Raw genomic sequence first — 26,854 nt, forward strand, 5'->3', positions numbered from 1 at the left:
CCATCTCCTGGTTCACGTACAGCACCGGGACCAGCATCAGCAGCGTCCACAGCAGCTTGGTGCCGTAGTTCTGCCCCGCCTGGCCGTATGTCGAGAACGCGCCGGCGTCGTTGTCGCCGACCATGACGATCAGCCCTGGGCCGACGATCGCGAGCAGGGTCTTCAACCGGGCCGAGAGTCCCTGACGGGGGGCTGCGTCATCGAGGCGGATGGTGCCGAACGCGCCCTTGATGTCGCCGACGTGGGCGTCGTCCAGGACGGCCGAGCTCGGTGCGGGCACCGTGGCCGTGGCGCCGGGGTCGTCGTGGCCGAGGGTGTCGTGGCCGGTCGTGGTGTGGGTGGTCGTGGTCATTTGTTCCTCCTGTGGGCCCCGCGCGGGCGGGGCGGGCCGGAGGCGCGCGGCGGTGATTCCCTGCGGGCGGGCGCGGCACATCGGCGCGCGGCGGTGCGGGTCCATGAGGCAGGCTCATGGACAGGCGGGCCCATGAAGAAGGTTCATGAGCGGGCCCGTGAGGCGGTTCATGAGGCAGGCTCATGAGCTCGCCCATGAGCGCACCTCATGGGCGAACCCATGAGGAGGTCTCATGGGCCGCAGCCATGAGCGCGCCTCATGAGCCGGGCCATGAGGAGGTCTCATGGGCCGTCCCATGAGCGCACCTCATGGCGCATCCGGGCATGGCGAAGCCGCGTGCTGAGTGATGTGTCGTCAGAGCGACGGGCAGGGATGGTCGTTACCGCGTGCCGGAGGTGTACGAGGGCAAGCGAGGGCAGGGGCAACTGTGGCCCGGACTACTGCATTCCATGTCTCTCGCCTCCTCCCGGCCGGCGCACCCCGTGGTGCGAATCATCGACGCGGCAAGGAGTTCACCGGTCCGCGCGACGCGACCACCGGTTCACCCCAACTCGTCAGAGCTTATCCCCGGCGGAGGCCGATACTTGCGCACTTGGTAGAACCTTTACCTTCTCGGCTCGGTTGCGCCCATCCGGGTGGCCGGGGTTTGGCCGTCCGGTCGCCACGGAACGACTTCCCGCCGTACTGGCAGCGGCACCAGGTCGTGCCCGGAACCGAGGGGTGGCAGGCATGGCGACCGCAGGCTCCGAGGAGGCCCCCCGGCAGGCCCGGGCGCTGGCACTCGCCCGGCACCCGAAGCTGTGGCTCTTCCCCAGCGTCCTGTGCGGCCTGCTCGCCGTCGTCCTCTCGCTGCTCTACATGGGCGGCATCGTGAACCCGACCGGACACCTGCACCGCCTGCCCATCGCCCTGGTGAACGCGGACCGGGGCGCGCCGCCGCCCGGACAGCAGGAGAACCTCGGCACCCGGATGGCCAAGGCGATCGTGGCCGGCACGCCCGACAGCACCGTCGAATGGCGGCAGGTGGACGAGGCCGGGATGCGCGAGCAGCTCGCCTCCGGCAAGGTCTACGGCGCGCTGGTCGTCCCCGAGGACTTCACCGCCACCGTCACCGCGCTGGTCACCGGCGGCGCCACGAAGCGGCCGACGGTGACCGTGCTGACCAACCCCGGCATGGGCAGCCTCGGCTCCTCGATCGCCGCGCAGATCTCCCAGAACGCCGTCCACCAGGCCTCCCAGGTGGCCGGCCGGGACCTGCTCGCCGCCGTCCCGCCCGAGCCCGCCCCCGGCCCGGACACCGGCGCCACCGCGCGCCTGCTGCTCGCCGACCCGATCGCCGTCGCCACCCAGGTCGGCCACCCGATCGGCGGCCACAGCGGACTCGGCCTCAGCGCCTTCTACTACACCCTGCTGGCCGTCCTGACCGGTTTCATCGGCGGCAACATCATCCACAACGGCGTCGACGGCGCGCTCGGCTACAGCGACAGCGAGATCGGCCCCTGGCACACCCGCCGCCCGACCGTCCCGATCGACCGCACCCAGACCCTGCTGCTCAAGATGGTCATGACGGCCGGGATCATGCTGCTCACCACCTCGCTGGTGCTGCTCTGCACGGTCGGCATCCTCGGCATGGACGCCCCGCACCAGCCGATGCTCTGGCTCTTCGCCTACTGCGCCAGCCTCGCGGTCGGCCTCGGGGTGCAGGCGATCAACGCCGCGTTCGGCGGCATCGGGCAGCTGGTGTCGATGTTCGTCTTCATCGCGCTGGCCCTGCCCTCCTCCGGCGCGACCGTCCCGCTGCAGGCGGTGCCCGGCTTCTACCGCTTCCTGGGCGTCTTCGAGCCGATGCGCCAGCTGAGCGACGGCATCCGGGCGATCCTGTTCTTCGACGCCCGGGGCGACGCGGGCCTGACCCGCGGCTGGATCATGATCGCGGTCGGCGTGGTGCTGGCGCTGGCGTTCGGCTTCGGGATGACCCGCTACTACGACCGCAAGGGCCTGCACCGCTGGACGCCCCAGCCGACCGACTGAGCGGCCCCGACCCGGGGCCGCAGGCCCCGGGCCCCGGGGAGCTCGGGGCCCGGGGCCGGGCAACGGGAGCGCGCGGTCAGGACTTCGCCACCGTCACCCTGAGGTGCTTCATGATCGGCTGGTCGCTCTGCGTGCTGTGGTCGCCGATCGCGCAGAGCACGTTCATCTCCGGCATGTACCCGGCCGCGCAGCCGCGCGGGATGTCGTACGGGACGGCCAGGTAGCCGGTCACCGAACGGGTGCTGCCGTCCCGGGCGGTGCTGGTGACGTCCACCCGGTCGAACTCGGTGATGCCGCGCTCGCGCATGTCGTCCCTGTTGAGGAAGACCAGGGTGCGCAGGTTCCGGACGCCCCGGTAGCGGTCGTTGTCCGAGTAGATGGTGGTGTTCCACTGGTCGTGCGAGCGCATCGTGCCGAGCGCCAGGGTGCCGGGTTCGGGCACGACGTCGGGCAGCGGGGCGGTGGAGAACTCGGCCTTGCCGGAGGGGGTCAGGAAGACGAGTTCGCGGGCGGGCTGCTTGATCCGGAAGCCCAGCGGCAGCCGCACCCGGCGGTTGAAGTCCTCGAAGCCGTCCAGGACCTGCGCCATGGTGTCGCGGACCCGGTCGTAGTCCTCGATGTACCACTCCCACGGGGTGGGGCTGTCCGGCAGTGCCGCGCGGGCCATCCCGGCGATGATCGCGGGCTCGGACAGCAGGTGCGATGAGGCGGGTTTCTTCATGCCCACCGAGAGATGAACCATGCTCATGGAGTCCTCGACCGAGGTGGACTGCACCCCGCCGCGCTGGTGGTCCTTCTCGGTGCGGCCCAGGCAGGGCAGGATCAGCGCCGCCCGGCCGTGCACCAGGTGGCTGCGGTTCAGCTTGGTGCTCACCTGGACGGTCAGTTCGCACCTGCCCAGGGCCTCGTAGGTGTAGGGGGTGTCCGGTGCGGCGAGCGCGAAGTTCCCGCCCATGCCGACGAAGACCGTGACCGCGCCGCGCTGCATCGCCTCGATGGTGCCGACGGTGTCCAGGCCGTGCGCGCGCGGTGGCTCGATCCCGCACACCTCGGCGAGCCGGTCCAGGAACTCCCCGGCCGGCCGGTGGTCGATGCCGCAGGTGCGGTTGCCCTGGACGTTGCTGTGCCCGCGCACGGGGGAGGGGCCGGCGCCCTCGCGGCCCAGATTGCCGCGCAGCAGCAGCAGGTTGACGATCTCCCGGACGGTGTCCACGCCGTGCTCGTGCTGGGTGACGCCCAGGCACCAGCTGAAGATCGAGCGGTCGGCGTCGCGGTAGATCCGCGCGGCCTTGAGGATCTCGGCCCGGTCCAGCCCGCTCTGCCGCTCGATCTCCTCCCACGGCGTGGACTCGCAGACCTGCCGGTAGGCCTCGAAGCCGCTGGTGTGGCGGTCGATGAACAGCCGGTCCAGTGCCTTGTCGTCGGTCGCGGACTGCTCCAGGACGGCCTTCGCCATGCCGCGCAGCAGCGCCATGTCGCCGCCGATGCGCGGCTGGAGGTTCAGCGTGCTGGTGCGGGTGGACTTGTTCAGCGCCATGTCCGTGAAGTCGTGCGGGATGATCGTCCGGGTCGCCGCCGCCTCGACCAGCGGGTTGACGTGCACGATCTGCGCGCCGCGAGCGTACGCCTCGGCCAGCGCGGTGAGCATCCGGGGCGCGTTGGAGGCGGCGTTGACGCCCAGGATGAACAGCGCGTCGGTGACCTCCCAGTCCTTGAGGTCGACCGTGCCCTTCCCGGTGCCGAGCGCGGCCTGCATGGCCCGTCCGCTGGCCTCGTGGCACATGTTGGAGCAGTCGGGCAGGTTGTTGGTGCCCAGCTCGCGGGCCATCAGCTGGTAGAGGAAGGTCGCCTCGTTGCCGAGCCGGCCGGAGGTGTAGAACGCGGCCCGGTTCGGGTCGTCCAGCCCGCGCAGCGTCCGGCCGACGAGCTCGAAGGCGTCCTTCCAGCTGATCGGTACGTAGTGGTCGGTGGCGGCGTCGTAGACCATCGGCTCGGTGAGCCGGCCCTGGTCCTCCAGCGCGAAGTCGCTCCACCCGGACAGCTCGGTCACCGAGTGGGCGGCGAAGAAGTCGCGGCCGACCCGCTTGCGGGTCATCTCCCAGGTGACGTGCTTGATGCCGTTCTCGCAGATGTCCAGGTGCAGGCCCTTGGTGTCGTCGGGCCAGGCGCAGCCCGGACAGTCGAAGCCGCCGCTCTCGTGGTTCATCCGCATGACCGCCCGCGGCCCGTCCAGGTAGGCGCCCTCGCGCGCCAGGAAGCGGGTCACGCTCTTGGCCGCGCCCCAGCCCGCGGCGGGGTGGTGGTACGGCGCGAACCGCGGCGGCCCGGCGGGGGAGGGGCCGACGTCGGGTTCCCGCTCGGGCTCGCCGGTGGACGTCACGGCGTCGTCGGAGGTGGTCACGGCACTGGCCTTCCGTCGCTCGGGTCGGGGTTCGCGGCTCGGCGGACGCCCGGCGTTCGGGTCGGGGGCCGCGACGCGGGGGACGCCCGGCGCTCGGCTAGGGGCCCGCGGCTCGGCGGACGCCCGGCGTCGGGGGCTGGGCCGGAGCTCGGCGGACACCCGTCGCTCGGGTCGAGGCTACGCCGGGTGGTCGGGGCCGGCGAGCGGAGCGGGACCGGGGCCGCCCGTGCCGCCGCCTGTGCTTTCGCCCGTGCCGCCGGCCGCGTCGCCGCCCGTGCCGCCGCCTGTGCTTTCGCCCGTGCCGCCGGCCGCGTCGCCGCCCGTGCCGTCGGGTGGGCGCCACGCCGCCGGGAGGCTGCCCAGGACGGCTGCGATCCCGGTGCGCCGGGCGACCTCCACCAGCGCGCGGGCCATCACCGAACCGGGCTCCCGGGCGGCGATCACCAGGCCGATCGGGGCGCTGTGCACCGGCTCCACCAGCGGGACGGCCCGCATGCCGTACGGCACGCCGAACACGTGCAGCCAGGCGTACGGCACGATGCTCGCCCACTGGCCGGTCCGCACGTGAGCGAAGAGCGAGGCCACCGAGTCCGTCTCGATCCGCGGGGTCGGCGCCAGCCCGAGTACCGCGAAGACCTCGTCGAGCACCCGCCGGCCCTGCATGCCCGCGTGCAACAGGCACAGCGGCAACCCGGCGGCCTCCGCCCAGGTCGCCCTCGGGTGGCGGGCCAGCTCGTCGGCCGGGCCGGTCAGCAGGACGTACCGCTCCTCGTACAGGGGCAGCGCGCGCAGGCCGTCGGAGTCCGGCCCGGGCAGGTAGGTGATGCCCGCATCGATCTCGAAGTTCCGCACCTGGCGCAGGAGTTCCTCCGCCCGCAGGTCGGTGGAGAGCTGCACGGCGGCCAGCGGATGGGCGGCGCAGAACGGCCCGGTGAGCAGGGAGACGGCGCCCGAGGCGGTCGGCACCGAGCCGATCCGCAGCCGTCCGCTCAGCCCGGTGCGCAGCGCGTCCACCTCGTCCCGCAGGGCGGCCCGGTCGGCCAGGATCCGCTGCGCCCAGAGCACGATCCGCTCGCCCTCGGGGGTCAGGCCCTCGTAGGCGCGGCCGCGCCGGACCAGCAGCACCTTCAGCTCGTCCTCCAGCTTGCGGACGGCTTCGGAGAGCGCGGGCTGGGAGACGTGGCAGGCCTGGGCGGCGCGGGCGAAGTGGCGCTCCCGGGCGAGGGCGACGAGGTATTCGAGCTGGCGGAAGAGCATCCTAGTCGGCCTCCCGGGCGGAGCCGCGGTCGGTCTCCCGGGCCGACTCGTGGCCGGCCTCCCGGGCGGAGCCGACCGGTTCCGTGTCGATCCGGTCGGTGCGGGTGTAGACGTTCATCGAGTCGCCGCGCAGGAAGCCGACCAGGGTCAGGCCGGTCTCCTCGGCGAGGTCCACGGCCAGCGAGGACGGGGCGGAGACCGCCGCCAGCATCGGGATGCCCGCCATCACGGCCTTCTGGACCAGCTCGAAGGACGCCCGGCCGCTGACCATCAGCACCGTGCCGCGGGCCGGCAGCAGGCCCTCGCGCAGGGCGTGACCGACCACCTTGTCCACGGCGTTGTGCCGGCCGACGTCCTCGCGCAGGCACAGCAGCTGCCCGTCGGCGTCGAACAGGCCTGCCGCGTGCAGGCCGCCGGTGCTGTCGAAGACCTTCTGGGCGGCGCGCAGCCGGTCGGGCAGCGCGGACAGCAGCGCGGGGGTGACGCGCAGCGCGTCCTCGGCCACGCTCCAGGGCGCGGTGGTGCGCACCGCGTCCAGGCTGGCCTTGCCGCACAGGCCGCAGGAGGACGTGGTGTAGAAGTTGCGCTCCAACGAGGCGTCGGGGGCGGGCACGCCGGGGGCGAGGACGACGTCCACGACGTTGTAGGTGTTGCCGCCGTCGGCGGTGGCGCCGGCGCAGTAGCGGATGCCGGCCACCTGGTGGGCGGCGTGCAGCGCACCCTCGCTGACCAGGAAGCCGGCCGCCAGGTCGAAGTCGCTGCCGGGGGTGCGCATGGTCACCGTCAGCGGGCGCCCGCCGACCCGGATCTCCATCGGCTCCTCGGCGGCCAGGGTGTCGGGGCGGTGCGTGGGCGTGCCCTGGCGCAGGCGCAGCACTCTGCGCGGGACGGTCACTCGGCCCATGGTCGTCGGCTCCTCGGATCGGTCGGTGCGGGCTGCGCCGCGGACGGTGTCGCGGACCGGCCGTGGATCACGTCGTGAATCACGTCATGAATCACGTCGTGAATCACGTCGTGGGCCGGGTCGTGGACGCCGTCGTGGCGGACGCTACGGATGAATCCTCGCTCGTCCGGTGGCCGAGGTGCGCCGCGCGGTCCGGTTCGGGCAGGTGACGGCGGCTGTGCGCGGCCGTCACGGCCAGGCAGAGCAGGCCCACCGCGGCCATGGCGATCAGCAGGGCCGGGTAGGAGGCGTGGCCGACCGTTCCGGCGAGCAGCAGCGGCGTGAGGAAGCCGCTGGAGGTGGTGCTCTGGTAGAGCGAGGCGGCGCTTGGAGCGGCCGGGCCGGTCGGGCCGACGGGGTCGACGGGGTCGACGGGGTGGGTGGGCTTGGGCCGCTCGGCGGTCCTCGGCGTCAGCCGTTCCACCTCGTGCAGCCCCGCGCCGAGCGTCAGCCCGTACCCGGTGCCCAGCACGACGGCGGCCGCGACCACCAGCCCCACCGAGTCGTGCCCGGCGGCGAGGGCGCCGATCAGCAGCCCGGCGATGACGGTACCCATCGCGGCGAGGGTGGCCCGCGCGCTGCCGCGGTCGTCCAGCCGGGCCGCGAAGGGCTGGGCGAGCACGCCCATGGCGAGCGTCAGTGCCGCCACCAGGCCGCCGAACAGCGGCGCGTAGCCGGGGACGCGGTCGGCGACCAGCGGGGGCAGCACGACGTACGCCACGGTGGCGGAGCCGAGCACGGCCGGGCTGGCCGGGAGGACGACGTAGCGGAAGCGGGGGTGCCGGACGGCCGTGCGGTGCTGGTCGCCGCGGTCGCCGCGGTCGCCGTGTTCGGCGCCGGGTTCCGCCCGCGGCCCCGGGCAGCGGCCCGGTGCGGTCTCCGGCAGTCGGCGGGTCGCGCGCAGCACCAGCAGACAGCCGAGGGCGTGGGCGAGCGCGGGCAGCAGCATCGGGCCGGGCAGCCACTCGGCGAGCACCCCGGAGGCCAGTGCGCCCACCGAGAACCCGGCTCCGGTGGCGTACATCGCACGGCGGGCCGAGACGGCCGGCGGTACGGACGGACCGGAGAGCTCCCGGAGCCAGGCCGTCCCGGCAACGAAGACCAGCCCGGCGGCGAAGCCGGTGGCCGATCGGGCGGCGTACACGGCCGGTTCGTCCGCCGCGGCCAGGACGACGCTCGCGGCGGCGGACAGGACCAGCGCGCCGCGCACCACCCGCCGACGGCCGTACCGCCCGGCCGCGGCGCGGCCCAGCAGCAGGCCGGGGACCAGCCCGACCAGATAGACCGAGAACATCGCGGCCAGCGACAGCGCCGACCAGTCGGTGCGCTCCCGGTACACGGTGGCCAGGGCGGTGAACTGGTTCGCGCCCCAGGCCGCGACGGCCACGGCTGCCGCCGCCGGGACCCAACGGGCGGAAAGGCGTCCGGACGGACCGGCGGGGATTTCGTCGACCGGGTCGTCGATGGTCCTCATGTTCCGCCGTTTCGCCTTTTCCGGGTTTCCTGGAATTCTCGATCCCAGTGTGTTGTCCGAGGCGGGCAGGCGTCAAAGAGGCCATTCCTGTGGCGTGATAGGCGGCGCTTGTCGAGGTATTCCGCGGGGGCTCACGGATATCGCCGTCCGCGCGATCGGGAATCGATCCGCACTATTCGACCGCGGGATTTCCGCGGACGGGGGCGACGCCTCGGGTCCGCCCGGCTCAGTCCGCGTTGCGCCCCACCGACAGCACGACCGCGCTGGTCGCGCCGCCGCCCGGCGTCTCGTAGTGCACCGTGTCCCCGGCGTGGCGTCCGATCAGCGCCTTCCCGAGCGGGCTGTCGAAGGTCACCAGGGTTTGTTCCCGCTCCTCGGCGAGCTCCGAGACCTCGACGGTCTCCTCCGCCCCGTCGGCGAACCGCACGGTCACGGTGGACCCCACCCCGACCACTTCCGTCGACGGCGCCCCGGCGACGGACGCCTCGCGCAGCCGCTCCTCCAGCTCGGCGATCCGCCGGTCCAGCCGCGTCACCTCCGACGCCCGCTGCAATTCGTCCGCCGCATCCGCCCGGTCCCCGACCGGCTCCACCCCGCGCAGCGTCGCGGCCACCTCCCCCCGCTCCGCCCGCAGTTGCGCCAATTCCTCCTGCACCGCACGCAGGCCCTCGGCACTGATGGGTTCGGGACCACCGGTCATACCTGCTCCCGGGTCTCTCGCGAAACGCTCAAACACCGGCCGCCTCCCATTACCCCACCCCACCGGGCCCCGGGCAACTCCGCCCCCGGGGGCGCTACTCGGCGTCGTCGGAGCGGACCTGGCCGGATCCGACCTGACCGTCACCGGGTGAGGGCGTCCACCGGCCGGTCGCCCGTTCCCTGCCGCGGCACGACCGGCCGGAGGAACCCGCTCGGCGTCCCGTGCCAGGAGACGGAGAGTGCCTCCCGCGCCCGCGTGCACGCCACGAAGAGGAGGCTCAGTTCGCCGTTCAGATCCTCCCGGTGCTGCTGCGGGTCCGTGTCCTCCGGGGTGATCGCGCTGCGCATCGGCATGACGCCGTCGCTCACGCCCGCGACGGCGACGCAGCGGAACTCCAGTCCCTTCATCCGGTGCATGGTCCCGATCCGCACGCCGGGGGACGGCGCGTTGCCGAGCAGGTAGGCGGGTGTCCCGGCCTGCTCCAGTGCCTGGGCGATGTCGCGGCCGAGCTGGACGGTCCGGGTGGCGACACCGACGTCCTCCGGGCTCACACCGGAGGCGGTCCACTCCCCGATGCGGGCGACGAGTGCCCGGATCTCCTCGGCCTTGTCGACGTGACCGTGCGTCTCGGGGTGCGCGCCGTGCAGGGTCGAGTGGTAGCCGACGAGGGATTCCTCCCCGCCGTCCATGTCGTCCGGGCGTTCGCCGGTGAGCAGGGACGCGGACCAGCTGAGGATCTCGTGCGTGGTCCGGTAGTTGATCCGCAGCCGGGCGGACCGCCCGACCACCTGGATCCCGAGCGAGCGCAGCGAGACCTTGTTCCCGTAGATCCGCTGGTGCGGGTCACCGGCGAGGAACAGGTCGTCCGGCCCGGGTGCGACGAGTGCGCGCAGGAACCGCCACTGCGCGGGGTGCAGGTCCTGGGCCTCGTCGATCACCACGTGCCGGAACGGGCGGTCGCCCTGTTCGTCGAGCACCCGTGCGGCCTGCGCGCAGACCTGCAGGAAGGTCCACTCCCCGGCCTGCCGCAGCTCCTCCTCGAACGCGGCCACCGCGCGCCACAGTTGGGCCTTCTTCAGCGGTCCGAGGGCCGTGCCCCGGCCGGACCGCGATGCCCTCAGGTACTGCTCCGGGCCCTCGATCGCCTGGGCCAGGACGACCTGTCGCCACTCCTGGTCGAGGAAGACGTCGGTGAAGTCGAGTCCGAGCCGCTGGGCGATCCGTCCCCAGCGGGCGAGGACCGCGCGCTGGTTGAAGACGATCTTCAGCGGCGCGCCGCCCCGGGAACGGCGGAGGACCTCGTTGGCCAACGCGTCGACGGTGACCACCCGGACCTTCGCCCTGATCCGCTCGTCCGTGACGAGCAGGGCCAGGCAGCGTTCCAGCTCCGCGGCGAGGTCCTTGGTGTAGGTGGTGAGCAGCACCGATCCGTCGGGGGCGTCCGGGGGCAGCCGGCGCGCCAGGTGGTAGGTCCGGTGCAGGGCCACCACGGTCTTGCCGGTACCCGGGCCGCCGGTGACACGGGCGGGCCCGTTGTACGAGTCCCGGTAGGCGATCCGGTACTGGGCCGGGTGCAGGAAGATCCGCCACGCGTCGAACGGGCGCTCCAGGATCTCCAGCAGTTCTTCGGGGCAGGACACCAGGGCGACCCGGCCGCGTGCGTGCGCCATCGCCGAGACCAGCCCGTCCCCGGGCTGTGCGGTGCTCACCGGAGCCGCCGCCCGCGCGTACGCCTGGACGATCTCACGGTCGATGTCGGCGGGCTCCATGCCGCTGGCGAGGCCGATCAGTACGTCGAACTGCTGCTCCGGCAGGACCCGGTGGAGCGCTTCCAGGTGGGCTTCGTCGGGCAGCAGCCGGATGATCGGCAGGATCTCCTCGTCGATGCCCAGGCTGCGCAGGACCTTGTCGGAACGGTCGGCGAAGAGCCGCCGGGGTTCGTCGGTGGCCCGGGTCCGCAGTGACGCGGTGGCGTGTTCCAAGGCGACGTCGTTGCGGATCTCGACGCCCTGGGTGGCGGCGTTGACCGAGGCCCGGTGCTTGACCGCCCAGTCGTTGGCCTTGTCGTGCGGGAGGACCTTCAGCAGCAGGTAGCCGTCGCCCCGGTCGGCCTTGAGGACGACGCCGCGCCAGAAGTCGGTGATCCGTATGGTCCGGATCCTGGGGTCCCGCTGATGGGTGAGCTTCTCCAGGTGCGCGCCGGCGTGCGTCGCCCCGGTGAACTTCTCGAAGGTCTCGAAGACCCTCCGCTGCACCGACTTCTCCAAGCCCGCGAACTCCATCAGGAAGTCCCGGTGCATACCCAGCGTCGCCACGCAGGCCCCCTCACGCCTTGTCCGGTCGGGCAGTGCGATCACTGTACTGGCCCGATGATCACTCGGGGCGCGTACGGACGACCGCGGGGCGTGCCCACCGGGGAAGCGGCGCGCAGTCGGGCCGGGGAGCCGGCGCAGCAGCTCCCGCCGCGCCTCGGTGTCGTCGAACGGGCGCGGTCCTTGAGGTACTGGAACGCCAATTCCGCCGTCCCCGACACGGGGCAGGGCGCGAGCGGCCACAGCAGCTGCGGTTGCGGGTCCGTCCCGGTGTCGGGCATCGGGAAGCAGCTGGTCTCGTCGCAGCGGCCGTGGCCGACGTGGCCGCCCTGGAGCTCCCAGAAGCGCAGCGTCCCCAGCACTCCGCACCACCGACTCGCTCTGGTTCTCGGCCAGTTGAGTGCCGAACCGCTCTGCCGCCGCCGCGTTCTCGGCGTCGGGCAGCGGGTCGTGCAACGGGTGGTCGGAGCGCTTGGGGTTGTCGTCGGACAGCGTCAGGTCGCCGAGGGTGTGCACCAGCAGTGCGCGGCCGGCGAGCCGCCGCCGGTGTGCTGCTCCACGAGCTCGGACACGTCGTCCCAGAGCTGCTGCAGCTGCGCACGCTCCCGGCTGTAGGTCCGCTGGTACAGCGGAACCTGGAACTGCTTCTCCCCCCCCCGGACCAGCTTGAGGAACGTGATCTCCTGCGCCCGCATGGCCCCCCTTCATCCGGATCGTGCACGGAGCTTCGTGTCCGGCACCGGCCGACAGGCTACGGGTGCGGGCGCCGGGCGCGGGCGACGGCGGCGGGGTGCGCGGGCGGGTCCCGAGGGTGGCGGTGATCACCTTCTGGGGTGGGGTGGCGCGGGAAAGCGCAGGTCGGGGGCTCGGGGGAAACGGGGGGACGTGGGACCGGCCGCTGGGCCGCGGGCGGGCGAAGCTACCATGTGGGCAACACCCTCAGCTCGAAAGATGGACTTGTGACTGTCAACGACGACGTGTTCACGGACTGGAAGAACCGCGAGGAGATCGCGGAGTCGATGATCCCGATCATCGGGCGGCTGCACCGGGAGCGGGACGTCACCGTCCTGCTCCACAGCCGTTCCCTGGTGAACAAGTCGGTGGTCAGCATCCTCAAGACGCACCGTTTCGCCCGGCAGATCGCGGGCGAGGAGCTCTCGGTCACCGAGACGATGCCGTTCCTGAGCGCACTGACCGCCCTGGACCTCGGCCCCTCGCAGATCGACCTCGGGATGCTCGCCTCGACCTACCGGGCGGACGACCGCGGCCTGTCGGTGGAGGAGTTCACCGCCCAGGCCGTCGCCGGTGCCACCGGTGAGAACAAGCTGGAGCGCCGGTCCGCCCAGGACGTCGTGCTGTACGGGTTCGGCCGCATCGGCCGGCTGGTCGCCCGCCTGCTGATCGAGAAGGCCTCGGGCAACGGCCTGCGGCTGAAGGCCATCGTCGTGCGCAACGGCGGCGGCGACGACCTGGTCAAGCGCGCCTCGCTGCTGCGCCGGGACTCGATCCACGGCCAGTTCCAGGGCACCATCACCGTCGACGAGGCGAACAACAAGATCGTCGTCAACGGCAACGAGATCACGGTGATCTACTCCGACGACCCGACCAAGGTCGACTACACGGAGTACGGGATCAAGGACGCGATCCTGATCGACAACACCGGCAAGTGGCGTGACCGCGAGGGCCTGTCGAAGCACCTGCGCCCCGGTATCGCCAAGGTCGTGCTGACCGCCCCGGGCAAGGGCGACGTCCCGAACATCGTGCACGGCGTCAACCACGACATGATCAAGCCGGACGAGCAGATCATCTCCTGCGCCTCCTGCACCACCAACGCGATCGTCCCGCCGCTGAAGGCGATGGAGGACGAGTACGGCGTGGTCCGCGGACACGTGGAGACCGTCCACTCGTTCACCAATGACCAGAACCTGCTGGACAACTACCACAAGGCCGACCGTCGTGGCCGTTCGGCGCCGCTGAACATGGTGATCACCGAGACCGGTGCCGCCTCGGCCGTCGCCAAGGCCCTGCCGGACCTCAAGGCGAAGATCACCGGCAGCTCGATCCGCGTCCCGGTGCCGGACGTCTCCATCGCGATCCTCAACCTGCAGCTGAAGCGGGAGACCAACCGCGAGGACGTCCTGGAGTACCTGCGCAACGTCTCGCTGACCTCGCCGCTGAAGCGCCAGATCGACTTCACCGACTCGCCCGACGCGGTCTCCAGTGACTTCATCGGCTCGCGCCACGCCTCGATCGTGGACGCCGGCGCGACCAAGGTCGAGGGCGACAACGCGATCCTGTACCTGTGGTACGACAACGAGTTCGGCTACTCGTGCCAGGTCGTCCGGGTCGTGCAGTACATCTCGGGTGTCGAGTACCCGACGTACCCGGCTCCGGCGGTCTGACCGGGCTGCGGGGATTCCTCGGCGGGGCGGTGACCGGTTGGTCGCCGCCCCGCCGGCGTTTTCCGGGCGGTACCGTGCTCGGTGGGCCGCGGGCGGTGGGAGGGACGGGGATGGCGGACGGATGGCCGACGGTCGAGTTGGATCCGGTGCGACGGCTGCGGGTGCTGGCGGCGGCCGGAGCCGGGCGTCCGCTGTTCGCCGAGCGGCGGTTCGCGGCCGGCTTCGACGCGGTGTGGTCGGTCGCCGGTGACCTGTCCGGTGAACTGCCCGGGTTGATCAGCGGGTTGCGCTCCTTCGAGGTCGGTCCCGGAGCCGGCGGGCGGGGCGGGCGGCTGGAGGGGGTCGCGGTGAGCGTCGTCGGTCACCGTGAACGGTTCGAGATCGTGCTGCGCGACGGCTGGTGCCTGATGCAGAGCCGGGTGCTGCTCGGTGGGATGGCCGCCGTACCGGACGGCGACGGGACACGCTTCGCCCTGCTCGCGGCCCTGCGGGTGCCCGGTGCCGGGCCCGTGCAGCGGTTCTTCGGCGGGCTGGTGGACCGGCGGGGCGAGGTCCTGCTGGACCGGCTGGAACGAAGGGTCGGGTCACGGGCGGACTCCGGCGGCGAATAGCCGACGGGCGGCGCGGGCCACCTCCTCGGGGCGCTCGTGCGGCAGGAAGTGCCCGCAGCCGGGGAGCACTTCGGCCGTCAGGTCGTCCGCGGGCGCGCCGGTGGTGGAGAGCAGCGCGGGGCGGATCACCGGGTCCAGCACGCCGCCGAGCAGACGGGTGGGAACGGTCAGTCGGCGGTGCCGGTACCGGCCGAGGGCCAGGCGCGGGATGTCCCGGACGACGAAGCCCCAGTGCAGCCGTTCGGCGGCGTAGGCGGCGTCGGGCGTGCTGCCGGCGGTCACGTACTCGGCCGACTCGGCTTCGCTCCACGGGGTTGCGGCGGTCACGCCGCGCCGGAGGAGGTGGGCGAGCAGGCCCGGGTGGCGGCGGACCACCCGGCGGCCGACGCCCGGGTACTCCAGCAGCGCGGTGTACCAGAACCGCCAGGCCGTCCCGAGCAGGGCGCGCTGCCGCGGCCACGGGTGGGTCATGTTGAGTGCGAGCAGGCCGGTGAACCGCTCGGGTGCGCGCAGCGCCAACTCGAAGCCGGTCCAGGCGCCCCAGTCGTGGCCGACCAGGCCGACGCGCTCCAGGCCGAGCCGGTCGAGTGCGGAGAGGACGAGGCGGGCGCGGTCGTCGGTCGTGTAGCCGGTCCGGCGCGGGGCCTGCGACCAGCCGAAGCCGGGGAGGTCGAGGCAGAGCAGGCGGAACTCCCCGTCGAGGAGGGGCAGGAGGTGCCGCCAGGCGTACCAGTGCTGCGGGAAGCCGTGGAGGAGCAGGAGGGGTATGCCGGCCCCGGCCCCGGTCGCGGGCCCGGCTTCGGCGAGGTGCAGTCGGACGCCGTCCGCGCCCTCGATGAAGTGGTGCCGCACGCCAAGGAGTTCGGGGAGCGGGCGGGGGTCGGTGTGGCGGGTCGTCGCGGTCGTAACGGTGGTCTCGGTGGTCTCGGCCATCTCGGTCCCTCGTTCCGGCTGCCGGGTGGTGTTCCCGGGAGGGGACGGGTGGTCCCCTCGGGAGAAGAGAGGGCGGAAAGCGACCGGACAATCCCCGCGGGTGGCGGAATTCTCGTCGGACTACCGGTCCTCGACGGTCCAGGCCGTGCGAAAGCCCCGGCGGGCGCGGAAGAGTCGTGAACGGACCGTTCCCAGCGGGAGATCGAGGATCTCGGCCACCGACTGTTCGTCCAGGCCCTCGACATGACGGAGCGTCAGAACAGCCCGGTGGTCGGGCGGCAGGCGTTCCAGGACGTCGCGGATGTCGGCGGCCAACTCGCCGTCGCGCACCTCGGGTTGCTCGTCGGCGGCGGCGCCGGGCGCCGCTCGGGAAGGACGGCTCAACTCCCCCGAGGCGCGGCTCGCGAACCGGACCGCCTCGCGGGCGGCGATGGCCCGGGCCCAGCCGAACAGCGCCTCGGGGGAGTTGAGTCGGCGCAGGTTCCGGACGATCGCGATCATCGCCTCCTGGGCGGCGTCGGGAGCGTCCTGCAGGGCGATCGGCGCGCAGACCCGGCCGACGTACGGCATGAGCAGGCTCACCACCTCGTCCAGCGCGAGCGCGTCGCCCTGCTGGGCGGCCCGGACCAGCGGGGCCAGGTCCGGTCGTCGGCCGTCCGCGTCCGTCATGTCGTCCCCCCGTCGATGGTCATCGTCCCGTCGATCGTCGCCGCCCCGGGTGGACGGTACTGGACGGGGCCGGGAGCCGGAGCGGCGGGCGGGGTGGCGGGCGGCGCGGGGGCGACGGTGGACGGGGGTGGAGCTGCGGCTATGTTGAGGGGTCACGGACAGACAGCCGGAGGGAGCGGGCAATGGGGATGGGTGGTCGGCGGGTGGCCGCAGGGGTGGCGGCCGGGGTGCTGGCGGCGGTGCTGGCCGGATGCTCGTCCGGAGGGTCGAAGGGCGCCGCCGGGACGGCGTCGGGAGCGCCGGGTGCGGCGGCGAGCACGGCCGCCGGTACGGCAGCGGCATCCGCGCCCGCGGACCCGGGCGCACCCTCGGCGGCGCCGACGGCGGCCGCGTCCGGGGCGGCTCCGGCCCCGGGGAGCGCACCGGCGGCCGCGCCCACGTCGGCCGCCGCGGCGGCGCCCGCCGCAGACCTGGAGACGACCCTGCTGGACGACAAGCTGGTCGGTCAGGTGCTGCCGGACGCCAAGGTGATGGCCGGGTGGGAGGAGGAGAAGCGCCAGGTCGACACCGCCGACCACACCGTCACCTGCACCGCCGCCAAGCCCTGCACGGGCAAGCCGCTGAGCGCGTCGGTCCGGTTCTCCTCGGGCGACGTGGTCACCCGCTTCATCGTGGAGACCCTGCCCGGCCGCGACGCGGCGAAGAACCGGCTGAACGAGACGTACGCCTCGTACGCGGCCGGGCCGTTCAAGAAGATCGACACCCCGGCGCTGGGCAGCGAGAGCCAGGCCTTCCAGGGGCCGCTGGCCCAGGGCGAGGGCGTCGGCATCGTGGTGCGCTCGGGCACCGTGGTGGCCAGCGTGACCACCGAGGGCGGTCCGGTCGACGTGGCCGCGACGCGGCGGTTCGCGGTGATGCTGGTCAAGCGGATCGAGCAGGCGCAGTCGGGCAAGACGCCGGACGCCGGGCCCGGACTGGCCTGACAGGGCGGACGCGGCGGAGCGGGGGGCGGACGCGGGGAAGCGGGTGCGGCGGGGCGGACGCGGGGGCCGCGTGCGGTGAGCCGGACGCGCGGATCGGGGCCGCTGCTTGCTCGGCCGCTCGGCCCTCGGTCGGCCGGTGGTAGGCCGTGTGGTGCCCGTCCGTCAGTGATGGCTGGGTTCGTGCAGGCCGAGCGTGACCCAGCTGTCCAGCGCGCAGTGCGCCATCCGCCACCCGCGCAGCGGGCCGTCCGCGCCGGTCAGCTCCGCGCAGGCGACGACCAGGGCGGCCTCGGCGGTGAGCGGGTGGTCGGCGAGGGTGAAGACCACCGCGTCCACGGTGCCCGGTCCGGCCAGGATCCGGGCGTGTTCGATCCGGACCGGACCGAGCAGCCCGCGCTCCAGCCCCTCCCGTACGGCCTCGGGGGTCGGCTGGTCCGAGCTGCGGGGGCCGCCGGGAGCGCGCAGGTGGAAGCGGATGACGTGCACGGTCCAAGACTGACGGATCGTCGACTCGTGCGGCGGCGGTGGGCCGTGGCAGATCTCTGTCAGGCAGATAGATGTCACCCCTGATGCCCGTTCGTGCCGCTTCGGTGCGGTTCCCGGGTCACTCCCGTGCCGTTTCCGGGCCACTCCCGGGTCACTGCCGGGGCACTCGCTGGTCGCTCCCGTGCCACGCCCCGGCCCGTCGCGGAGTCGGCAGGGCGCTGGGCTGGGGAAACGGATGTCAGTCGCGCGTGATATGTACTCATCTCGGGTGGCCGCCGTGCGGCCGGCCGTGCGATAGATGCCGATGACGTTCGAGGGGGCCAACACATGCCGCTGTTCCGACGCCGCTCCGGCGAGGAGGGCGCGCAGGACCGGACCGGGCGGCGAGGGTTCGGGTTCGGCCGGCGCGCCGCCGGGGCGAAGGCGGCCGCCCGCGCGGGCGAGCCACGGCTCGACCCGACCTTCGGGGACGAGTCCGTGCGCCTGGTGCTCGCGCAGGCCGCGGCCGGGGACTGGGCCGCGCTGCGCCCCGCGCTCGCGGCCGTCGAGGACGACACCGAGCTGACTCACCTCGCCGGGGCGATCGCCGACGTGCCCGGGGTCGAGGAGTGGACGGGCCGGGTCCTCGCCGACACCCCGGACGACACGGTGGCGCTGCTGCTCTCCGGCGCCCGGCAGGTCACCTGGGCGTGGGAGGCGCGGACCCGCGCCCGGGCCAAGCACGTCACCGAGGACCAGTGGAAGCTGTTCCACCAGCGGCTGGACACCGCCGAGGAACAGCTGCTGGAGGCGGCCGAGCGCGAGCCCGGCTGGCTCGCCCCCTGGTACTTCCTGCAGATCAGCGCCCGCGGCGCCTCGCTCGGTCCGGAGATCGCCACCTGCCGCTTCGAGGCCGCCGTGCGCCGCGCACCCGGACACGCGGGCTCGCACCGGCAGCGGCTGCAGCAGCTGTGCGCCAAGTGGGGCGGCTCGCACGAGGAGATGCACGCGTTCGCCCGTTCGGCGATGCTGGCCGCGCCCGAGGGCAGCCACCTCGGCGAGCTGGTGGTGCTCGCGCATCTGGAGCACTGGCTGGACCTCCCGGACGGTGAAGACCACGCCTACCTCACCAGCCCGACGGTGCTGGCCGAGCTGCAGGAGGCCGCCTTCCGGTCCGTCCTGCACCCGGACTTCAAGCCGGTGCACGGCTGGCAGGGCACCTTCAACACCTTCGCGATGGCCTTCTCGCTCGCCGACCAGCGCAAGACCGCCCGGCTGCTGTTCGACGCGCTGGACGGGGCCGTCACCGAGTCGCCCTGGCACTACCTCTCGGGGAACCCGGTCAAGGCCTTCCGCGCCCACCGCGACCGCTGCGCCGCGTACTGAGGCCGGCCGTGCACCCACCACGGCCGACCGTGTCCGACACCGCCGGTGTCCTGATGCAGAGCCGCATCGCGACGCCGTAGCGCGTGCCGGCGCCGGACGCCGACCGTCTGCCGGTGCCGACGACCGCCGGCACCGACCGTCTGCCGACACCGACAGCCCGCCGATGCCGGCCGCCCGACGACGCCGACCGTGTCCCGGCGGCCAGTCGCGCCCCCTGAAACGTCACCCACCCGCGATCGAAAGAGCCTCCGGTGTCCCCAACCGACAACCCGACGAGTGCGCAGCACACCTTCCAGGTTGACCTGCGCGGCCTGGTGGACCTGCTCTCCCACCACCTCTACTCCAGCCCGCGCGTCTACCTGCGCGAGCTGCTGCAGAACGCGGTGGACGCGATCTCCGCCCGCCGCGCCCTCGACCCCGAGGCGCCGGCCCGGATCACCGTCCGCGCCGACGACGAGCTGTCCGTCACCGACACCGGCGTCGGCCTGACCGAGAAGGACGTCCACACCTTCCTCGCCACCATCGGCCGCAGCTCCAAGCGCGACGCCGACGGCCGCCTCGACGGCGCCGGACTGGCCAAGGCCCGGGGCGACTTCATCGGCCAGTTCGGCATCGGCCTGCTCGCCTGCTTCGTGGTCGCCGACGAGATCACCGTGGTCACCCGCTCCGCCGCCGCCCCGGACGCCCCGGTGATCGAGTGGCGCGGCAGCTCCGACGGCAGCTACACCATCCGCACCCTGCCCGCCGAGGCCAAGCCCGAGCCGGGCACCACCGTCACCCTGGCCCCGCGCGCCGACGCCGCCGAGTGGACCCGCCCCGCCCGGGTGCTCACCCTCGCCCGGGACTTCGGCAGCCTGCTGCGCCACGACGTCACCGTGATCGACGCGGGCGGCACCGAGCACCGGGTGAACCGCACCCCGCCGTGGGCCGAGCGGTACGCCTCGCCGCTGGCCAAGCGCGACGCGCTCGGCGAGTACTGCCGCGCCACCTTCGACTTCACCCCGCTCGACACCATCGAGCTGGACCTGCCGCTGGTCGGCCTGCGCGGCGTCGCGTACGTGCTGCCGGACGCCGCCCCGCCCTCGCGCCGCAACGGACACCGGGTGCACCTCAAGGGCATGCTGCTCTCCGATCAGGCCGACGAGCTGCTGCCGGACTGGGCGTTCTTCGTCCGCTGCGTCGTCGACACCGACGGCCTGCGCCCGACCGCCTCCCGCGAGGGCCTGTACGCCGACGAGACGCTGGCCGCCGTCCGCGACGCGCTCGGCGCCAGGATCCGCGACTGGCTGACCGGCCTGTCCGCGAGCGACCCGGCGCTGCTGCACCGCTTCCTGTCCGTGCACCACCTGGCGGTCAAGGAACTCGCGCGCTACGACGACGAGTTGCTGCGGATGATGCTGCCCTGGCTGCCGTTCGAGACCACCGACGGCAACGTCACCCTGGACGAGTTCGCCCGCAGCCACCCGGTGGTGCTGGTGACCCGCACGGTCGAGGAGTTCCGCCAGGTCGCCCCGATCGCCGGCGCGGCCGGCCTCGGCGTGGTCAACGGCGGCTACACCTACGACCGCGACCTGGTGCACCGGCTGCCGGAGATCCGCCCCGGCGTCTCGGTCTCCGACCTCGACCCGGGCACCGTCACCGCGCACCTGGACACCGTCGACCCGGCCGCCGAACTGGCCGCGAACGCGTTCCTGGCGATCGCCCGCGAGGTGGTCGGTCGGTTCGACTGCGACGTCGCCCTGCGCAGCTTCCACCCGACCAACGCGCCCGCCCTGCTGCTCGACAACCGGGAGGCCCGGCACGAGCGCACCCGCGCCCAACTCGCCGACGAGGCCGACGGGTTGTGGGCGGACATCCTCGGCTCGCTGCGCGCCGAGGTGCCCCGCGCCCAGCTGGTGCTCAACCACCTCAACCCGCTGGTGCGCCGCGCCGCGACGGTGACCAACCGCGAGCTGGCCGTCACCGCCGTCGAGGCGCTGTACGGGCAGGCCGTGCTGATGACCCGCCGCCCGCTCAAGGCCAGCGAGTCCGCCCTGCTCAACCGCTCGTTCATCAGCCTGCTCGACCACGCCATGCTCGGCCACGAGGCCGGCGGGCCGGGCGAGGCCGGCGGCCGCAACCGCGACGACGAGAAGGAGGCGTGATGCTGGACACCCCCGACGCGGTGATGGCCGCGCTGCACGAGAACGACGCCCGCCCGTACGGTCGCACCCGGACCGTCACCGCCGAGGAACTCGTCGACGCCGCCGAGCAGTTCGACGACACCAAGGTCCGCTCGATGGCCCTGCTTGAGCTGATGGAGGCCTACGAGTACGACGGCGAGCGCAACAAGACCCCGGTCGTCTTCGCCCGCGTGCTCAAGCTGTGGGACACGGACCCGGACGGCTTCGGCGAGTGGGCCCGCCACCAGGTGTTCTGGCGCTTCAAGTGGGTGGCCGGTGCGCTGCGGGACAACCCGGACGTGCCGCTGGCAGCCGTCGAACGCTGGCTCACCGAACTGCGCGACCGCTACCGCGCGGCCGGCTTCGGCCTCCAGCCCTACTACGCCGAGCGCTACCACCTGGCCGACGTCACCGGTGTCGGCGTCCAGGAGGCCTACGAGCTGTGGGCGGCCCGCCCGCGCTCCGAGATGAGCGACTGCCCGGCCTGCGAGACCCGGTCCCGCGCCCGGCACTTCCTCGACCTCGGCGACGACGCGCGGGCACTGGAGGTGCTGGCCCCGGTGCTGAGCGGCCGCAGCACCTGCGAGCTGGAGCCCTACCTCAGCCAGTCCGTCGCCCTGCTGCCGCTGCTGCGCCGCGACCGGCTGGACGAGGCCCGCTCCGCACACCTCACCGGCTACCGCTTCGCGCGCGGCAAGTCCTCGATGCTGGGCTCCGTCGCCCGGCACATCGAGTTCTGCGCGCTGTCCGGCAACGAGCCGCGCGGCCTCGAACTGCTCGCCGAGAACCGCGACCTGTTCGCCGTCACCGGCGAGGCCGCCTCCCGGCTGGACTTCCTGACCGGCGTGGAGGTCCTGATCGCCGCCCTGGCCCGGGCCGGCCACGGCGACCTCACGGTCAGCGGCCCGGCCGGCACCGCGTGGACGGTGGACACCCTGCTCGCCCACCTGCGCGCCGAGGCGGACGCGCTGGCGGCCCGCTTCGACGCGCGCAACGGTACCGATGCGGTCGGCGCCGCGCGGCGGGCCCGGCTGGCCGTCGAACCGCTGCTGGCCGAGCCGCTGGCCCTGGGCGTGCGCGCCGCCGCCGCGCCCGGGCTGTCCGCGGCCGCCCCGGCCGTCGCGCCCACGCCGCGCCGGGCCGTCGAGGCGGAGCCGGAGGACTTCGTCGCCCTGGTGGTGCGGGCCCGGGAGCTGGACGTGCTCGGGCACCCGGACTCCGACCGGCTCTGGAAGCGGATCGCCGAGCGTGTCGCCGCCGCGGACTTCGTCCACCCCGAGGGCACGGAGGTGGGCAGCCCCGAGCGGCTGCGCGCCGAACTCGCCGAACAGCACGCCCACGAAGCGCTGCAGCGCGACGAGCACGCCGAGGGCAGGGTCGGACTGCTTGCCGCCGCCGAGTTGTTCGAGCAGGCGGGGATGCCCGGAGCGGCGCTGATGGTCCGCACCCGCTCGCTGATCGTCGAGCTCGACGAGCCGTCCGACGGTGACTCGTCCGGCGGTGACGCGTCCGGCGGTGACGCGTCCGACGGTGACTCGTCCGGCGAGGGCGTCGACTCCGGCTCCGGTGGTGGCACGGGCAAGGCGGCCGACTGGGCGGCGCTCGATGCGGCGCTGGCCCGGGCCGAGGAGTTGCGGGCGACGGGCGGGCTGACCGACGACGACTACCTGATCGTGCTGCAGACCCGCGCCTACGCCGCCCACCACGACCTGGTCGAGTCGCTGTCCGAACCCTCCGCCGAGACCGCCGCGCGCTTCGAGGCGGCGGTCGGCGGCTACCACCGGACCGCCGTCGAGCTGGGCTCGGCCCGGCGGGCCGCCACTTCCCGGCAGTACACCGCCGACGCCGCCGCCCGGCAGGGCCGGTTCGCCGAGGCGGCCGCCGAACTACGCGAGGTGCTGGCCCAGTTGGACGGCGCCGACCTGCCGTGGCACACCCCGCGGGTGCTCGGCCTGCTGGGCCAGGTGCTGCTGCAGAGCCGCGAGCCGGCCCAGGCCGTGGAGGTGTTCCACCGGGCCCTGGCCGAGGCCGCCCGCTGGGGTGACGACTCCTACCCGTACGCGCCGACGTACATGATGCTCGGCCACTCCTGCATGCAGGTGGGGGACCTCGGCGGCGCGGTCCGCGCGCTGTCGGAGGCCGCCGCGCGCTACGACCGCAAGGGTGCGGAGGCCGCCGAGGAGGCCGCCCAGGTGCGGCTGCAACTGGCCGACGTGCTGCGCGACACCGGTCGGGCGGCGGACGCGGTCGCCGTCCTGGAGTCGGTGCTGCTCGACGCGTCGGCGGCGCGGCTGGACGTCAGGATGCTCGCCCAGACCCGGCTGGACCTCGCCCGGGGCCTGGCCGAACTGGAGGAGTACCGGGACGCCGCCGAGGAGTACCTCCGGCTGGCCGATCTGGTGGCCGACTGGGAGGACCAGGAGACCCACACCATGGTCGCCTGCGAGGCCACCCTGGCACTTGCCCAGGCGGACCGCTGGGACGCCGCCGAAGCGGCGCTCGGGCGGGCCCGCGAGGCCCACGGCAAAGCCCCGCAGGTCGACCAATTTGCCGCCACGCTGCGCGAGTTGGCGCGGATCACGATGCGCGCGCAGGGCGCCGACGGGCTGGACCGCGGGCTGGCGCTGCTGACCGAGGCGGACGCGGCCGGCGCCACCGCCGAGGAGCGCGGCCTGGAGTACAACGCCTGGTACCTGCGCGGCGGTTCGCACTACGAGCGGGCGCGCTGCCTGGCCGTCGCCGAGCGGTACGAGGAGGCGCTGGCGGAGGTCGAGCGCGCCGTCGCGGTGTACGAGCACGGCGGCGAGCGGGCCGAGGCACCGCGGGCGGAGTCCGTCCGGCTGGCCGCGCTGATCGAGGGCAGCGACCTCGGCCGCACCACGGCGGCGGTGGCCCGGCTGACCGCCGGCATCGCGCGCTGCGAGGCGGCCGGGCTGCCGGAGGCGGCGGAGGTGCTGGCGGAGCTGCGGGAGCGGTTCGCGGCGTCGGACTGACGCAGGCGTCGACGTAGCGCAGGCGCCGAGGCAGCGGCGGGCGCCGAGGTGGCGCGGGTGCCCGGGTGGTGCAGGCGTCGGGCCGGCGAGGGGCGTCGGGCCTGCGCGGGCGTCGAAGTGACGTGAGGGGCCCCGGGGTTGTGGATCCCGGGGCCCTTTGCGTGTGCGGTTCCGCGTTCCGCCGTTCGGTCAGCAGGGGCCGTCGTCGGCCCAGACGCCCCACTGGCCGCTGGCGCTCGGCACCTCGTTCAGTGTCCACCACTTGGCGTGGTAGTTGTGCCCGTTGTAGGAGACCTTGGCGCCGCCGGTGTACGTGGTGCTCGCGCTCCAGGCGGGGGCGGTGCAGGTGCCGGGGCCGGTCGGCGGTGTGGTCGGGGGAGTGGTGGGCGGGGTGGTGGGTGGGGTCGCGCCGGCGAACTTCACCGTGTACTTGGTGAAGTCCCAGTCGTTCTGCGCCACGCTGGAGCAGGAGCCGGACAGCCCCGGGTCCACCGGGCCCTGACACTGCCGGTCCCGGTTGACCGACCAGTAGGTGTACCGGGCCAGGCCGTGCGCGGTGGCGAAGTCCAGCACGGTCTGGAAGTCGGCCTGGCGGAAGTACTCGGCGGCATCGGTGCGGCCGTTCATCATCGACACGCCCTCGTGGGCGTACGCGGTGGCCTCGCTCCAGCCGAACGTGGTCTGCAGGATTTGGTTGAACTTCACCAGTGCGTCGGTCTGCGCCGCCGCGCCGTTGAAGCCGCCGTCGAACGGCATGATGGAGTAGTTGTTCGGCGTGAAGCCCTGGGACTTGGCCTCGTTGAGCATCTGGGTGCCGAACCAACCGGTGCCCGCATTGGTGCCAGCGGTGGTGATCGAGACGTACAGGCCCGGGTTGTTCTGCTGGAGGATCCTCGCCGCGCCGATCTCGTTGTGGATGGCCGCGGTGTTCTCGTACTCCGGCTCCTCCAGGTCGAAGTCGATGGCCTTGAGCTGGTACTTGGTGATCACCTTCTGGTACCCGGCGGCGGTTGCTTCCGGCGTGCCGCAGACCTGGCCCAGCTTGGTGCCGCCGTACCCGCCGACGGACACCGAGACGTCCCCGCCCTTGTTGCGGACGGCCTGGATGACGTTCGGCATGGTGGTGTCGGTGTCGATCGAGGAGGTGCCGCCCCAGGCGGGGGAGCAACTGTTGCCCTGGGCCAGGATGAACGCCAGTTGGAAGGCCTTCTGGCCGGTGGCGTCCATGACGGCGGCGGCGTCCGGCGGGTTGTTGTCCTCGGGCATCAGGTACGGGGCCGAGGCGTACCAGTTGCTGCCCAGGCCGGTCGCGGCGGTCGCGACGGTGGTGTCCGCGGAGGCGGAACCGGTGCCGGCCAGGGCGGCGAGGCCCCCGGCGACCAGGCCGAGCACGGCGGTCGCGGCGAGGGCGGCCCGCCCGGAGTGGCGCCGGTGTCCGGGGGTGGCCGGTGCGTTTCCCGGCCCGGAGGGAGCCTTCCGGGCGGTCGGGTGGTGCGGGACGGCAGGGTGCTGGGGACCGGTGGGGTGCTGCGGGCTGGTGGGGCGTGGGGGAAGAGCGCGTTCCATCGGATGCCTTCCAGGAAACGGCGGTGGGGGAAGCGCCCGTTCGCGCCGGAGGTGGGGGTGGCGCGGCGGCAGGCCGAACGGCCCAGGGGCGTGGGGTGGTTGCCGCGGGCTCTCACTGGTATAGACCTGTCTTGGAGGGTGGGTCAAGACCCGGTGGAGAGGGAGTCCGAATGTCAGGGAAGGGGAGCCCATCATTCCGGATGCCTGTGCGTTGACGGCCTTCGAACTTGGTCTAGACAAGCTCTCGAACGGTCGGTTAGCTTTTCGACCCGCGAGATCTCGTGAGTAAGTGCACAGCCTCTCCAATCCACCTTCCCGAGCGGAGGAACACAAATGGTTCAGGCGGTTCTCAACCTGGTCGACCGCGTGGTTTCCGGCGGCCGCAGCACGAATGTCGCGGACGCTTACTGCGCCTGCCCGGCCGGCACCACCACCCACTGCAGCGGCGAAAACCTGTACGTCACGGAGTGCTGCTCCTGGAACTGTGCGGTGAAGCCGTCCTGTGTCACCTACGTCATCGTCGGCGGCTGCTGACCCGTCCCGGTTCGCCGACTGAACCGGCCGGCTGACACACGGCCGTCGGTGCCCCCGCCCTGCGTCGGCGGGGGCACCGACGGAGGGGGAGTCATGACCGCATACCTGTTGCTCGGCTGCCGCGCCGTGATCGCGGTGGTGTTCGCCACGTCTGCGATCGCCAAGCTCCGCGCGCGCCGCGACTTCGCCTCCGCGCTGCGTGTGATGGCGGTCGTGCCGCCCCGGCTGACCGGCGTGGCGGCGGTCGGCGTGCCGGTCGCCGAAGCCGTCCTCGCCCTCCTGGTGTGGGCACCCGCACCCATCGCGACCTGGGCCTTCGCCGCGACCGGCGGGCTGATCGCGCTGTTCGCCGCCGTCCTCGTCCGGCTGCTGCGGCAGGGCGCCGACGTCTCCTGCCCCTGCTTCGGTGCCTCCGGAGTGCCCGTGAGCAAGGCTCATGTGGCGCGCAACCTGGTGCTGTTCGCCGTCGCCGCGGCCGGCCTGGTGGCGAGCGCCGCTCCCGGCCCCGGCGGCCTCGGCCCGGCCGGGGTGGCGGTGGTGCTGCTCGCGGCCGGCTTCGCGAGCGCGTTGATCATCGCCACCGACACGCTGGTCGAGCTCTTCTCGGCGCCGCGCTGAGCCGTACCCGCTCCCGCCCGTCCGGGCTCCCCCGCGCCGCCGGCGCGGGCCGCCCCCGCCCG

20 protein-coding genes and 1 pseudogene are annotated in these 26,854 nt (G+C 73.3%); 9 read left to right on the plus strand and 12 right to left on the minus strand.

What is annotated here, in order from left to right; all coding sequences use genetic code 11:
• Window positions 1-352 (minus strand): divalent metal cation transporter (locus tag ABTY56_RS26760; protein ID WP_502893194.1); only part of this gene is annotated, 352 nt, incomplete at its 3' end.
• A gap of 729 nt (window positions 353-1,081) precedes the next feature.
• Between ABTY56_RS26760 and ABTY56_RS26765 the strand changes: the two genes are divergently transcribed.
• A complete protein-coding gene (locus tag ABTY56_RS26765) occupies window positions 1,082-2,383 on the plus strand; it encodes a YhgE/Pip domain-containing protein (protein WP_350631730.1) in 1,302 nt (433 codons plus the stop codon).
• A gap of 76 nt (window positions 2,384-2,459) precedes the next feature.
• On the opposite strand, the gene ABTY56_RS26770 is transcribed toward ABTY56_RS26765, so the two are convergent.
• From ABTY56_RS26770 to ABTY56_RS26800, 7 genes and pseudogenes are all read right to left on the minus strand, one after another.
• On the minus strand, window positions 2,460-4,784 hold the full coding sequence (locus tag ABTY56_RS26770) for an FdhF/YdeP family oxidoreductase (RefSeq protein WP_350631731.1): 2,325 nt from the start codon (window positions 4,782-4,784) through the stop codon (window positions 2,460-2,462).
• A gap of 342 nt (window positions 4,785-5,126) precedes the next feature.
• Window positions 5,127-6,041: pseudogene (locus ABTY56_RS26775) on the minus strand (LysR family transcriptional regulator); the annotation flags it as partial.
• A 1-nt stretch (window position 6,042) separates the two neighbouring features.
• On the minus strand, window positions 6,043-6,945 hold the full coding sequence (fdhD, locus tag ABTY56_RS26780) for a formate dehydrogenase accessory sulfurtransferase FdhD (protein WP_350631732.1): 903 nt from the start codon (window positions 6,943-6,945) through the stop codon (window positions 6,043-6,045).
• 103 nt (window positions 6,946-7,048) lie between these two features.
• Window positions 7,049-8,458: an MFS transporter gene (locus ABTY56_RS26785; protein ID WP_350631733.1), complete on the minus strand. Its 1,410-nt coding sequence runs from the start codon at window positions 8,456-8,458 to the stop codon at window positions 7,049-7,051.
• Window positions 8,459-8,684: 226 nt separating this feature from the next.
• Complete coding sequence (locus ABTY56_RS26790; protein ID WP_350631734.1) at window positions 8,685-9,158, minus strand: GreA/GreB family elongation factor; 474 nt, start codon at window positions 9,156-9,158, stop codon at window positions 8,685-8,687.
• A gap of 140 nt (window positions 9,159-9,298) precedes the next feature.
• Window positions 9,299-11,473, minus strand: coding sequence for a UvrD-helicase domain-containing protein (locus tag ABTY56_RS26795; RefSeq protein ID WP_502893195.1), 2,175 nt, complete (start codon window positions 11,471-11,473; stop codon window positions 9,299-9,301).
• A 491-nt stretch (window positions 11,474-11,964) separates the two neighbouring features.
• Entirely contained in the window at window positions 11,965-12,165 is a 201-nt protein-coding gene (locus tag ABTY56_RS26800) for a hypothetical protein (RefSeq protein ID WP_350631790.1), read from the minus strand.
• Window positions 12,166-12,429: 264 nt separating this feature from the next.
• On the opposite strand from ABTY56_RS26800, the gene ABTY56_RS26805 reads away from it, so the two are divergent.
• Together ABTY56_RS26805 and ABTY56_RS26810 are read left to right on the plus strand one after the other, a co-directional pair.
• On the plus strand, window positions 12,430-13,872 hold the full coding sequence (locus ABTY56_RS26805; RefSeq protein ID WP_350631735.1) for a glyceraldehyde-3-phosphate dehydrogenase: 1,443 nt from the start codon (window positions 12,430-12,432) through the stop codon (window positions 13,870-13,872).
• Between the two features lie 110 nt (window positions 13,873-13,982).
• A complete protein-coding gene (locus tag ABTY56_RS26810; RefSeq protein ID WP_350631736.1) occupies window positions 13,983-14,483 on the plus strand; it encodes a hypothetical protein in 501 nt (166 codons plus the stop codon).
• Here the strand turns inward: ABTY56_RS26810 and ABTY56_RS26815 are convergent.
• Both ABTY56_RS26815 and ABTY56_RS26820 read right to left on the minus strand, forming a co-directional pair.
• On the minus strand, window positions 14,457-15,416 hold the full coding sequence (locus tag ABTY56_RS26815; protein WP_350631737.1) for an alpha/beta fold hydrolase: 960 nt from the start codon (window positions 15,414-15,416) through the stop codon (window positions 14,457-14,459). The genes ABTY56_RS26810 and ABTY56_RS26815 overlap by 27 nt on opposite strands.
• 120 nt (window positions 15,417-15,536) lie before the next feature.
• Window positions 15,537-16,085, minus strand: coding sequence for an RNA polymerase sigma factor (locus tag ABTY56_RS26820; protein ID WP_350631738.1), 549 nt, complete (start codon window positions 16,083-16,085; stop codon window positions 15,537-15,539).
• Window positions 16,086-16,267: 182 nt separating this feature from the next.
• Here ABTY56_RS26820 and ABTY56_RS26825 point away from each other — a divergent pair, with 182 nt between their 5' ends.
• Window positions 16,268-17,068: a hypothetical protein gene (locus tag ABTY56_RS26825; RefSeq protein WP_350631739.1), complete on the plus strand. Its 801-nt coding sequence runs from the start codon at window positions 16,268-16,270 to the stop codon at window positions 17,066-17,068.
• Window positions 17,069-17,230: 162 nt separating this feature from the next.
• Here ABTY56_RS26825 and ABTY56_RS26830 read toward each other — a convergent pair whose 3' ends face one another.
• Window positions 17,231-17,554 carry a hypothetical protein gene (locus ABTY56_RS26830; protein WP_350631740.1) on the minus strand — a complete coding sequence of 108 codons (324 nt, stop codon included), beginning with the start codon at window positions 17,552-17,554 and terminating at the stop codon, window positions 17,231-17,233.
• A 327-nt stretch (window positions 17,555-17,881) separates the two neighbouring features.
• Between ABTY56_RS26830 and ABTY56_RS26835 the strand changes: the two genes are divergently transcribed.
• From ABTY56_RS26835 to ABTY56_RS26845, 3 genes are all read left to right on the plus strand, one after another.
• Window positions 17,882-18,919 (plus strand): hypothetical protein, encoded by a 1,038-nt coding sequence (locus ABTY56_RS26835; RefSeq protein ID WP_350631741.1) that lies wholly within the window; start codon window positions 17,882-17,884, stop codon window positions 18,917-18,919.
• A 251-nt stretch (window positions 18,920-19,170) separates the two neighbouring features.
• Window positions 19,171-21,063, plus strand: coding sequence for an HSP90 family protein (locus tag ABTY56_RS26840; protein WP_350631742.1), 1,893 nt, complete (start codon window positions 19,171-19,173; stop codon window positions 21,061-21,063).
• Window positions 21,063-24,074, plus strand: coding sequence for a hypothetical protein (locus tag ABTY56_RS26845; RefSeq protein ID WP_350631743.1), 3,012 nt, complete (start codon window positions 21,063-21,065; stop codon window positions 24,072-24,074). Before ABTY56_RS26840 ends, ABTY56_RS26845 begins: the two co-directional genes overlap by 1 nt.
• Window positions 24,075-24,263: 189 nt before the next feature.
• On the opposite strand, the gene ABTY56_RS26850 is transcribed toward ABTY56_RS26845, so the two are convergent.
• Window positions 24,264-25,640, minus strand: coding sequence for a carbohydrate-binding protein (locus ABTY56_RS26850; RefSeq protein WP_350631744.1), 1,377 nt, complete (start codon window positions 25,638-25,640; stop codon window positions 24,264-24,266).
• Window positions 25,641-25,973: 333 nt separating this feature from the next.
• Here ABTY56_RS26850 and ABTY56_RS26855 point away from each other — a divergent pair, with 333 nt between their 5' ends.
• A complete protein-coding gene (locus tag ABTY56_RS26855) occupies window positions 25,974-26,174 on the plus strand; it encodes a hypothetical protein (RefSeq protein WP_350631745.1) in 201 nt (66 codons plus the stop codon).
• A 93-nt stretch (window positions 26,175-26,267) separates the two neighbouring features.
• Complete coding sequence (locus ABTY56_RS26860) at window positions 26,268-26,792, plus strand: MauE/DoxX family redox-associated membrane protein (protein WP_350631746.1); 525 nt, start codon at window positions 26,268-26,270, stop codon at window positions 26,790-26,792.
• Window positions 26,793-26,854 lie beyond the last annotated feature (62 nt).

The organism is Kitasatospora sp. NPDC097691 (assembly GCF_040302665.1).
Classification (GTDB): domain Bacteria; phylum Actinomycetota; class Actinomycetes; order Streptomycetales; family Streptomycetaceae; genus Kitasatospora.